The organism is Pseudomonas sp. MPR-R2A5 (genome assembly GCF_058793055.1).
This window is the reverse complement of the sequence record NZ_JBXAFK010000057.1, coordinates 38494-49833: the sequence shown is the minus strand read 5'-3', so window position 1 is coordinate 49833 and position 11340 is coordinate 38494. Positions and strand designations below refer to the sequence as shown.

The 11340-nt window shown below is 59.8% G+C and carries 11 protein-coding genes; 10 read left to right on the top strand and 1 reads right to left on the bottom strand.

Annotation, left to right across the window (positions count from 1 at the left end):
* The first annotated feature begins 282 nt into the window (after positions 1–282).
* The 7 genes from hslV (at position 283) to AC1Q6I_RS29925 (ending at position 8054) form a co-directional block, all read left to right on the top strand.
* Positions 283–813 (top strand): ATP-dependent protease subunit HslV, encoded by a 531-nt coding sequence (gene hslV / locus AC1Q6I_RS29955; protein ID WP_010563201.1) that lies wholly within the window; start codon positions 283–285, stop codon positions 811–813.
* A 37-nt stretch (positions 814–850) separates the two neighbouring features.
* Positions 851–2188, top strand: a complete 1338-nt coding sequence (hslU, locus tag AC1Q6I_RS29950) for an ATP-dependent protease ATPase subunit HslU (RefSeq protein WP_102625141.1) — start codon at positions 851–853, stop codon at positions 2186–2188.
* A 147-nt stretch (positions 2189–2335) separates the two neighbouring features.
* Positions 2336–2713: a gamma-butyrobetaine hydroxylase family protein gene (locus AC1Q6I_RS29945; protein WP_024072952.1), complete on the top strand. Its 378-nt coding sequence runs from the start codon at positions 2336–2338 to the stop codon at positions 2711–2713.
* 249 nt (positions 2714–2962) lie between these two features.
* Entirely contained in the window at positions 2963–4642 is a 1680-nt protein-coding gene (gene phaC, locus AC1Q6I_RS29940; protein ID WP_102625140.1) for a class II poly(R)-hydroxyalkanoic acid synthase, read from the top strand.
* Between the two features lie 147 nt (positions 4643–4789).
* Entirely contained in the window at positions 4790–5635 is an 846-nt protein-coding gene (phaZ, locus tag AC1Q6I_RS29935; RefSeq protein ID WP_024072950.1) for a poly(3-hydroxyalkanoate) depolymerase, read from the top strand.
* Between the two features lie 88 nt (positions 5636–5723).
* Positions 5724–7406: a class II poly(R)-hydroxyalkanoic acid synthase gene (gene phaC, locus AC1Q6I_RS29930; RefSeq protein ID WP_102625139.1), complete on the top strand. Its 1683-nt coding sequence runs from the start codon at positions 5724–5726 to the stop codon at positions 7404–7406.
* Between the two features lie 27 nt (positions 7407–7433).
* The gene (locus tag AC1Q6I_RS29925; RefSeq protein ID WP_024072948.1) at positions 7434–8054 is read left to right on the top strand and encodes a TetR/AcrR family transcriptional regulator; all 621 of its coding nucleotides are present in this window, start codon (positions 7434–7436) and stop codon (positions 8052–8054) included.
* Positions 8055–8071: 17 nt separating this feature from the next.
* Here AC1Q6I_RS29925 and AC1Q6I_RS29920 read toward each other — a convergent pair whose 3' ends face one another.
* Positions 8072–8767 carry a response regulator transcription factor gene (locus AC1Q6I_RS29920; protein WP_041161082.1) on the bottom strand — a complete coding sequence of 232 codons (696 nt, stop codon included), beginning with the start codon at positions 8765–8767 and terminating at the stop codon, positions 8072–8074.
* Between the two features lie 348 nt (positions 8768–9115).
* Between AC1Q6I_RS29920 and AC1Q6I_RS29915 the strand changes: the two genes are divergently transcribed.
* The 3 genes from AC1Q6I_RS29915 (at position 9116) to AC1Q6I_RS29905 (ending at position 11315) form a co-directional block, all read left to right on the top strand.
* Positions 9116–9694: a fimbrial protein gene (locus AC1Q6I_RS29915; protein ID WP_024072946.1), complete on the top strand. Its 579-nt coding sequence runs from the start codon at positions 9116–9118 to the stop codon at positions 9692–9694.
* 68 nt (positions 9695–9762) lie between these two features.
* Complete coding sequence (locus AC1Q6I_RS29910) at positions 9763–10539, top strand: fimbrial biogenesis chaperone (protein ID WP_024072945.1); 777 nt, start codon at positions 9763–9765, stop codon at positions 10537–10539.
* Between the two features lie 47 nt (positions 10540–10586).
* On the top strand, positions 10587–11315 hold the full coding sequence (locus tag AC1Q6I_RS29905) for a fimbrial biogenesis chaperone (protein WP_081329275.1): 729 nt from the start codon (positions 10587–10589) through the stop codon (positions 11313–11315).
* Positions 11316–11340 lie beyond the last annotated feature (25 nt).

The window sequence follows — 11340 nt, the reverse complement described above, 5'->3', positions numbered from 1 at the left end:
TTGAACTGCGTGGTGTACTTGCTCATGAAAACGCCCCAGAAATTGGATGGGTGTCCAACTTCTGGGGCGCACTTCAGAGTGTCAGTCAATCAATCTGGTGACTGATACACCGCCATCGGGGGCAAGCCCCCTCCCACATTGGTTCTTGGGTGTTCTCGAAAGTGTGTCAGACCGATAAACGCCACTCGTCCGCCATAAACCCCTACGGTTGAAATCCCCCCCGCCACCCCCATATGAGTTTCCATCCGGGCATTTTCGCCCCGCTGCGTGGAGACTCTCCCCTTGACCACCATCGTTTCAGTACGTCGCCACGGCAAAGTCGTCATGGGTGGCGACGGCCAGGTTTCCCTGGGCAATACCGTGATGAAAGGCAACGCGAAAAAAGTGCGTCGCCTGTACCACGGCCAGGTGCTCGCCGGTTTCGCCGGTGCCACCGCCGACGCCTTCACCCTGTTCGAGCGTTTTGAAGGCCAACTGGAAAAACACCAGGGCCACCTCGTCCGTGCCGCCGTCGAGCTCGCCAAAGAATGGCGTACCGACCGCTCCCTCAGCCGTCTCGAGGCCATGCTGGCCGTCGCGAACAAAGACGCGTCGCTGATCATCACCGGCAATGGCGATGTGGTTGAGCCTGAACATGGCCTGATCGCCATGGGATCCGGCGGTGGCTACGCCCAGGCGGCGGCCAGCGCGCTGTTGAAGAAAACCGACTTGTCGGCCCGCGAAATCGTCGAGACCGCCCTGGGCATCGCGGGCGATATCTGCGTATTCACCAACCACAACTTCACCATTGAGGAGCAGGACCTCGCCGAGTAAGCCGTAGGCTTATTCCCGCTTGAGGGCCGCACACACTATGTCCATGACTCCCCGCGAAATCGTCCATGAACTCAATCGCCATATCATCGGCCAGGACGATGCCAAGCGCGCCGTTGCCATTGCGCTGCGTAACCGCTGGCGCCGCATGCAACTGCCCGAAGAACTGCGCGTTGAAGTAACGCCGAAGAACATCCTGATGATCGGCCCGACCGGCGTCGGTAAAACCGAAATCGCCCGGCGCCTGGCCAAACTGGCCAATGCACCGTTCATCAAGGTCGAAGCGACCAAGTTCACCGAAGTCGGCTATGTAGGCCGCGATGTCGAGTCGATCATCCGCGACCTGGCCGACGCGGCCCTGAAGCTGCTGCGCGAGCAGGAAATGACCAAGGTCAGCCTGCGCGCCGAAGACGCCGCCGAAGAACGCATCCTCGATGCCCTGTTGCCGCCGGCACGCATGGGCTTCAACGAAGACGCCGCACCGGCCTCGGACTCCAACACCCGCCAGCTGTTCCGCAAGCGCCTGCGCGAAGGCCAGTTGAACGACAAGGAAATCGAGATCGAAATCGCCGAAGTGTCCGGCGTCGACATCTCCGCGCCGCCTGGCATGGAAGAAATGACCAGCCAGTTGCAGAACCTGTTCGCCAACATGGGCAAGGGCAAGAAGAAAAACCGCAAGCTCAAGGTGAAAGAAGCGCTGAAGCTGGTACGCGACGAAGAAGCCGGGCGCCTGGTCAATGAGGAAGAGCTCAAGGCCAAGGCCCTGGAAGCGGTCGAGCAGCATGGCATCGTGTTTATCGACGAGATCGACAAGGTCGCCAAGCGCGGTAACTCCGGCGGCGTCGATGTGTCCCGTGAAGGCGTACAGCGCGACCTGCTGCCGCTGATCGAAGGCTGCACCGTGAACACCAAGCTGGGCATGGTCAAGACCGACCACATCCTGTTTATCGCCTCCGGTGCATTCCACCTGAGCAAGCCAAGCGACCTGGTGCCGGAGCTGCAAGGCCGCCTGCCGATTCGCGTGGAACTCAAGGCGCTGACCCCAGGCGACTTCGAGCGCATCCTCAGCGAGCCGCATGCATCGCTCACCGAGCAGTACTGTGAGCTGCTGAAAACCGAAGGCTTGGGCATCGAGTTCCTGCCGGACGGTATCAAGCGCCTGGCGGAGATCGCTTGGCAGGTCAACGAGAAGACCGAGAATATCGGTGCTCGTCGCCTGCACACCTTGCTGGAGCGCCTGCTTGAGGAAGTGTCCTTCAGCGCCGGTGACCTGGCCGGTGCGCAGAATGGCGAAACGATCAAGATCGATGCCGACTACGTCAACAGCCACCTGGGTGAATTGGCGCAGAACGAAGATCTGTCTCGTTATATCCTGTAAGCCATATACAGGATCGCTTTGCTTTCATGTGGGAGGGGGCTTGCCCCCGATAGCGGTCTGTCAGAAAGATGTATGCCTGACTGACCACTGCTATCGGGGGCAAGCCTCCTCCCACATTTTGAGCCGGTTTATTCAGGATCATCATCAATGTCCAAATTTCCTACTGCTGTAAACCTGCACACAACCTCCAACACCCTCGGCCTCACCTACGGGCCCGATGAGGCCTACCGGTTGCCCGCCGAATTCCTACGGGTTCACTCGCCCTCCGCCGAGGTCCAGGGCCACGGCAAACCCATCCTGCAATTCGGCAAGCTCAACGTGCGCTTGAGCAAGGTCGAACCGGCCGGCCAGTACGCACTGAAATTGACCTTCGACGACGGACATGACAGCGGACTGTTCACCTGGGACTACCTCTACCAATTGGCCGTGCGTCAGGACGCACTGTGGGCTGACTACCTCGCCGAGCTCAAGGCAGCCGGCAAAACCCGCGACCCGAGTCAGTCGGTCGTACGGCTGATGCTCTAGCCCAGGCTTCTTGCTCTTTAGAGGGCATTTTCTAATTTCATCTGCTTGAATGCCCTGTCGCGTGGCCAACGATTGGCCCGCTTGCGAAAAAAATTAAACTCGGGTAACCAATGGAACTGGCAAGTTCCCTGCATTTGACGATGCGGTATCAACGGTCACCCGAGTCGCAGTACCTGGCTTGTGTTGTGTATCGAAAACTGGTGCGCAGCGGTACCCGGTACTCGTCTTTCGGACAATGGAGCGTCGTAGATGAGTAACAAGAATAACGATGACTTGAAACGCCAGGCCTCGGAAAACACCCTGGGGCTCAACCCGATCATCGCGTTACGTAAAAAGGATTTACTGGCCTCGGCCAAGATGGTGCTGACCCAAGCCATCAAGCAGCCGTTGCACAGCGTCAAGCACGTCGCCCATTTTGGCGTTGAATTGAAGAACGTGATGTTCGGCAAATCGCAGCTGCAACCCGAAAACGATGACCGTCGCTTTCACGACCCGGCCTGGAGCCAGAACCCGCTGTACAAACGCTACCTGCAAACCTACCTGGCGTGGCGCAAGGAACTGCACGACTGGATCGGCGACAGCAACCTGTCGGAACAGGACATCAGTCGCGGCCACTTCGTGATCAACCTGATGACCGAAGCCATGGCCCCCACCAACAGCGCGGCCAACCCGGCGGCAATCAAGCGCTTCTTCGAAACCGGCGGCAAGAGCCTGCTCGATGGCCTGTCCCACCTGGCCAAGGACATGGTGCATAACGGCGGCATGCCGAGCCAGGTCAACATGGGCGCCTTTGAAGTCGGCAAGAGCCTGGGCACCACCGAAGGCGCGGTAGTGTTTCGCAATGACGTACTGGAGCTGATCCAGTACAAGCCGATCACCGAGCAGGTGCATGAGCGCCCGTTGCTGGTGGTGCCGCCGCAGATCAACAAATTCTATGTGTTCGACCTGAGCCCGGATAAGAGTCTGGCGCGCTTCTGCCTGCGCAATGGCCAGCAGACCTTTATCGTCAGTTGGCGCAACCCGACCAAGGCCCAGCGCGAGTGGGGCCTGTCCACCTACATCGAGGCGCTCAAGGAAGCGGTGGACGTGGTCACGGCGATTACCGGCAGCAAAGACGTCAACATGCTCGGCGCCTGCTCCGGCGGCATCACCTGCACCGCCCTGCTGGGCCACTACGCCGCGCTGGGTGAGAAGAAGGTCAACGCCCTGACCCTGCTGGTGAGCGTGCTGGACACCACCCTGGACACCCAGGTGGCGCTGTTCGTCGACGAGCAGACCCTGGAAGCGGCCAAGCGCCACTCCTACCAGGCCGGTGTGCTGGAAGGCCGCGACATGGCCAAGGTGTTTGCCTGGATGCGCCCCAACGACCTGATCTGGAACTATTGGGTCAATAACTACCTGTTGGGCAACGAGCCGCCGGTGTTCGACATCCTGTTCTGGAACAACGACACCACGCGCTTGCCCGCCGCGTTCCACGGCGATCTGATCGAATTGTTCAAGAACAACCCACTGGTACGCGCCAACGCCCTGGAAGTGTGCGGTACACCGATCGACCTCAAGCAGGTCACCGCCGACATCTACTCCCTGGCCGGCACCAACGACCACATCACGCCGTGGCAGTCCTGCTACAAGTCGGCGCAGCTGTTTGGCGGCAAAGTAGAGTTCGTGCTGTCCAGCAGCGGGCATATCCAGAGCATCCTCAACCCACCGGGCAACCCCAAGGCACGCTACCAGACCAGCGACAGCCTGGCGGGCAAGCCGCTTGAATGGCAGGAGAATGCGACCAAGCACACTGACTCGTGGTGGCTGCATTGGCAGGCGTGGCAGGCGGAAAGAGCGGGCAAGCTGAAGAAGGCTCCGACAACATTAGGCAATAAAACCTACGCCGCAGCAGAGGCGGCGCCAGGCACCTATGTGCACGAACGCTAGATTGAAATGCGTTCAAATGTGGGAGGGGGGCTTGCCCCCGATAGCGGTGGACCAGTTGATCCTGTGGTGACTGATACACCGCCATCGGGGGCAAGTCCCCTCCCACACTGACCTCACTCGGACTGCAATACTTCACAGGGCTTGAGCATGCCGCAACCGTTCATCTTCCGTACCATCGACCTGGATGGCCAGACCATCCGCACGGCGGTACGCCCGGGCAAGCCCCACTTGACACCGTTGCTGATCTTCAACGGCATCGGCGCCAACCTTGAGCTGGTGTTTCCGTTCGTCCAGGCCCTGGACCCGGACCTGGAAGTGATTGCCTTCGATGTGCCGGGGGTGGGCGGTTCGTCCACGCCCAAACGGCCGTATCGTTTCCCTGGCCTGGCCAAGCTCACCGCGCGCATGCTCGATTACCTGGATTATGGCCAGGTGAATGTGGTGGGTGTGTCCTGGGGCGGCGCGCTGGCGCAGCAATTTGCCTATGACTACCCGGAGCGTTGCAAGAAGCTGATCCTCGCTGCCACCGCCGCCGGTGCGGTGATGGTGCCGGGCAAGCCGAAAGTGTTGTGGCTGATGGCCAGCCCCCGGCGGTATATCCAACCGTCCCACGTGGTGCGCATTGCGCCGATGATTTATGGCGGCTCGTTCCGCCGCGACTCGAAACTGGCCGCCGAGCACGCCAGCAAAGTGCGCTCGGCCGGCAAGCTGGGCTACTACTGGCAACTGTTCGCGGGGCTGGGCTGGACCAGCATCCACTGGCTGCACAAGATCCGCCAGCCGACCCTGGTGCTGGCCGGGGACGACGACCCGCTGATCCCGCTGGTCAACATGCGCATGCTGGCCTGGCGCATTCCCAACGCACAGTTGCACATCATCGATGACGGCCACCTGTTCCTGATCACCCGGGCTGAAGCCGTGGCACCGATCATCATGAAATTTCTCGAGGAGGAGCGCATGCGGGCCGTGATTCACCCGCGACCAGCGGTGTAAGGACCACACCGCCGCGCAACTTGCCGAGAACCGACTATGGTTCTGAATTGGCGTGCCTGTTGATGGCTTGACGAAGGAGTGTTGGCTCATGCGAGAAAGACCCGTGACGAACCCGGCGCCCACCCCCGCCGCGTTCATCAACGCGCAAAACGCGATCACCGGCCTGCGCGGTCGGGATTTGCTGTCGACCCTGCGCAGCGTTGCCGCCCACGGTTGGCGTAACCCGCTGCACACCGCCCGTCACGCCCTGGCCCTGGGCGGTCAGTTGGGGCGCGTGCTGCTGGGTGAGACCGTGCATGAGCCCAACCCGCGCGACAGCCGCTTCACGGACCCGACCTGGACGCTCAACCCCTTCTACCGACGCAGCCTGCAGGCCTATCTGAGCTGGCAGAAAGAAGTCCGCCACTGGATCGACGACAGCACCCTGAGCAGCGACGACCGGGCCCGTGCGCACTTTGCCTTCTCGCTGCTCAACGACGCCGTCTCCCCCTCCAACACCCTGCTCAACCCGCTGGCCGTCAAGGAGTTGCTCAATTCCGGCGGCAACAGCGTGGTGCGCGGCGTGAGCAACCTGCTCGACGACCTGCTGCACAACAACGGCCTGCCGCGCCAGGTGACCAAGCAGGCGTTCGAAGTCGGCAAGACCGTGGCCACGACCCCAGGCTCGGTGGTGTTTCGCAATGAGCTGCTGGAGCTGATCCAGTACAAGCCCATGAGCGAAAAACAGTACGCCAAGCCGCTGCTGATCGTGCCGCCGCAAATCAACAAGTACTACATTTTCGACCTGAGCCCGGCCAACAGCTTTGTGCAATACGCACTGAAGAACAGCCTGCAAACCTTTATCGTCAGTTGGCGCAACCCGGATGTGCGTCATCGCGAATGGGGCTTGTCCACGTATGTGGCGGCGCTGGAGGAAGCGCTCAACGTCTGCCGGGCCATCACCGGTGCCCGCGAAGTCAACCTGATGGGCGCCTGCGCCGGGGGCCTGACCATTGCCGCCCTGCAAGGCCATTTGCAGGCCAAGCGCCAGTTGCGGCGCATCTCCAGCGCCAGCTACCTGGTGAGCCTGCTGGACAGCCAGATTGACAGCCCCGCCACCCTGTTCGCCGACGAACAAACCCTCGAAGCCGCCAAGCGCCGTTCCTACCAGCAAGGCGTGCTCGAGGGCCGCGACATGGCCAAGGTGTTCGCCTGGATGCGTCCCAACGACCTGATCTGGAACTACTGGATCAATAATTACCTGTTGGGCAAGGAACCGCCGGCCTTCGACATCCTGTATTGGAACAACGACAACACGCGCCTGCCCGCCGCACTGCATGGCGACCTGCTGGACTTCTTCAAGCACAACCCCCTGAGCCACCCCGGTGGCCTGGAGGTATGCGGCACGCCTATCGATTTGCAGAAGGTCACGGTGGACAGCTTCAGCGTGGCCGGGATCAACGACCACATCACGCCGTGGGACGCGGTGTACCGCTCCACCCAGTTGCTCGGCGGCGACCGGCGCTTCGTGCTGTCCAACAGCGGGCATATCCAGAGCATCCTCAACCCGCCGGGTAACCCCAAGGCCAACTATGTCGAGAACCCCAAGCTGAGCAGCGACCCACGGGCCTGGTACTACGACGCCAATCACGTCGAGGGCAGTTGGTGGCCGCAGTGGCTGGAGTGGATCCAGCAACGCTCAGGCGTACAGCGCGAAACCCTCACCGCCCTGGGCAACCAGAATTACCCACCGATGGAAGCGGCGCCGGGCACTTACGTGCGCGTGCGCTGAGCTCAACGATCACATTAAGAAGACTGGATGAAGACCCGCGACCGTATCCTTGAATGCGCCCTGCAGCTGTTTAACCAGAAGGGCGAACCGAACGTGTCGACCATGGAGGTGGCCAATGAAATGGGGATCAGCCCCGGCAACCTCTACTACCACTTCCATGGCAAGGAGCCACTGGTGCTCGGGCTGTTCGAGCGCTTCCAGAGTGAGCTGATGCCCCTGCTCGACCCACCGGCAGACGCCCAACTGGAAGCCGAGGACTATTGGCTGTTCCTGCACTTGATCATCGAGCATATGGCTCACTACCGTTTTTTGTTCCAGGATCTGTCAAACCTGGCGGGGCGCCTGCCGAAACTGGCCAAGGGCATTCGCAACCTGCTCACCGCGCTCAAGCGCACCCTTGCATCGCTGCTTGCGCACTTGAAGGCTGCGGGGCAATTGGTCAGCGATACCCAGGCGCTGGGGCAATTAGTGGAACAGATCACCATGACCCTGCTGTTCTCCCTGGACTATCAACGGATTCTCGATCGTGAAGGGGAGGTACGGGTGGTGATATATCAAATCATGATGCTGGTGGCCCCCCATCTGCTGCTACCGACACGACAGGCGACCGAGCGGTTGGCGCTGCGTTATCTGGAGGATGCGGTTTAACGGAGTGTTCAATACGGTCAGCCAAACTCCCCGAACTGCTGGGTAAACCTGAACAGTTCGCTGTCGCTCTTGATGCCCAACTTTCGATACGCCGATTGTTTTTGTGTACTGATGGTACTGACGCTGCGCGAGAACTTTGCCGCAATTGAATTCACAGACATCCCATCCAGAAAACACCGCAGAACTTCCTGCTCTTTTGGCGTAAGGCAGGCGTTCAACCATGACGAAGTTGAAAACTCCATGTTCGACGGTTTATGGGCAACATCAATAAGTGATTGCATACCCTGCAACGCTGGCATCATGCAGGGGTGCAGATAAATACGCCCCTGGGCCACCGTTCGAATCGCCGTAACCAACTCGCTCATGTTCTGGGTTTTGCCCAGTACCCCCCAACAACCCGCCTTCAAAGACATTGAAACAGTGGCGGGCGTGTAGTGTGAACATACAATCAAGGGCCTGCACTGGCGAAAACGTCGGTTCAACGTCTGGATCAAACTGAGGCCGTCGATTTCCGACGGCGCCAGAATAAAGTCCATGACCACCACATCCGCCGGCCGCAGGGTCAGCGCCTCCAGCAATTGCTTCCCCGTGCCGAAGGAGCCGATCACGCTGAGGTCGGCCTCTTTTCTCAAGCCCAACTCGATCCCCTGCCGAACCATCTCATGATCATCCAACAGAACGACGGTATATGGATTGGAACTTGAAGTCGGCATAAAGATACCCGCATGAATAAATGCAGCATCGAACCCACAATCACCCATTGTTTCTAGCCCGGTATAGCCCAGCCATGCACAGGGTTCAATACAGGCACGCAATAAGCCCCGCCACTTCCTACAGAAACAACTGAAAGAATATTCCCAATAGAACAGTAAAAACCCAAATTACAGCCGAAAAAAAATTTAACTAAAACAGCATGCTTTCGAACAATTTCGAACTAAAACTCGTCACGCTCCTATAGAAGTCATTCACGTTTAGATACAAATTACAGCCACCCGCCACTCAACACATGCTGTGTTTCAACCCGTGGCTGGCAACACCTGTCATTCATCAGTGGAAATGTCATGAACGTAAATGTTTTATCTACTGTCGCGGCCGCATTGGCCTTGACTGTTGCTGTATCACACTGCGCGCACGCTGCAGATGGCGTTATGAACTTCAGCGGCCTGGTCACCGATGTGACTTGCACGGTCGAGGGTGCGGCACCGGGCACCGGGGCTGTGGTCAAGGACGTCAACCTGGGCGGGGTTTCTGCCGCGCGCTTGGCGAAACCGGGTGATCGCGCCAACCTCACAGGCTTCACCATTCGCATTGGCGCGCCTGGCGAAGGCAGCTGCACCAACGGTCGCACCGCCATGGTTGCATTCGATCCCACCAGCCCCGCCATTGATGTGGCGACCGGCCGTTTGAACATCGATGGCCATGATGACCCGTCCGACACAACCAATGCCAAGAACGTACAGGTTGAAGTGACTAAACGCGATGGCTCGCCCCTGAACGTATACACCGAAAAATCTGAAGGCGTGGTAATCGCCGACAACCAGGCATTGATCCCACTGGCCGCACAAATGTATGCCAGCGGCGCGTCCACTGAAGGTACGGTCAAGACTCGGGTCGGCTTTACGATCGTGTACGCCGATTAAGGTGTGTAGACAACGGACCTGCAGCCGTCAGGCAGGTCCTCCCCTGACCCGAAGAGACCTCTGACACCATGAAAAGAATGGTCTGCCTCGCATTTGTAGCCTGTGGATTTGGGTTGCTCCCACCGCTAGCGCCCCCAGCCCATGCCGGCGTGATTATTTACGGTACCCGCGTGATCTTCCCGGCGGAACAACGAGAGGTCGTCGTGCGCCTGGAGAACAAGGGAGGCCGTCCGGCGCTGGTGCAATCCTGGCTGGATACGGGCAATCCACACTCAACACCGAGCACAACGCAAACGCCGTTCACCCTTTCGCCGCCGATCTTCCGCATTGAGCCGCATCAGCAACAGGCGTTGCGCCTACGCTACTCCGGCGAACCAGCACCTGCCGATCGCGAAAGCCTGTACTGGCTGAATGTGCTGGAAGTACCGCCGCGCACCGCCAATACAGAACAAAACAACCAGATCGAACTGGCGTTCCGTACCCGCGTGCGCGTGTTCCTGCGGCCCGATGCATTGCCCTACCCGGTGAGCAGCGCCCCATCAAAACTGCAATGGGCACTGGTGGCCCACGAGCAGGGCTATGCGCTGCAAGCGACCAACCCGACGCCCTACCATATCTCCCTGACCTCGGTTGACTTGCTGAGCGGCGGCAAACGCTTCAGCAAAGCGGCAAACAAGGATGCCAACGATGGCCTGCTCATGCCGGCCGGTGACATCAAATTGTTTGCACTGCCGCTGCTGCGCAGTCGCCCCAACGATGTGGCAGAAGTCGAGTTCACCAGCGTCAGTGACTTCGGTGCCCGCGTGCGCCACTCGGCCCCCCTTGCCCCTCCAGCCGCCAGATGAATACCCAGATGAACGCGCGCTCCATTTCATACTTGTCAGTCAAGTTCATGGCCTTGGTTTTCGTGCTGTCGGGCAGCACTGCCGCACACGCGAGTGTTGTCATCGACAACACCCGTATTGTCTACCCGCAGCACGCCAAGGAGGTGACGGTCAGGCTTGAAAGCAAGAATCAGGCACCGGTGTTGATCCAGGCCTGGCTGGACAAGGGCGACGAGCACTCGACACCGGACCTGACCGGCATTCCTTTTATTGCCACCCCTCCCATTTTTCGTATGGAGCCAGGCAAACAACAGGTCATGCGCCTGGCGTATACGGGAGAGGCCTTGCCGTCGGCCCAGGAAAGCCTGTTTTGGTTCAATGTGCTCGAGGTACCCGCCCAATCGCAAGGCCCCGAACACAGCAACCAGTTGCAGCTCGCCTTCCGCTCTCGGATCAAGCTGTTTTTCCGGCCGCCCAACCTGCCTTACGGCGCCGACGCCGCCCCCGGAAAACTGCAATGGCGTCGCGAATTGACCGAGCAAGGCCAAGTCCTGGAGGTCTATAACCCCACGCCTTACTACGTGACTTTCGAACAGGTCCAACTGCTCGAGGCCCAGCACGGCCCTACCCACCAGGCCTCCACCTCAGGCACCGCGAATATGGTGATGCCCGGCGGTCGCAGCCGTTTTGAACTGCCCAACCTCAAGTCGCCGCCAGGCAACGCGGCAACCGTGGAGTTTCAGACGCTGGATGACTTCGGAGTAACGGTCTCTCACCGCGCCAAGGTCTCCACATGACCACCTGACGCCGCCGCCTCGCGAG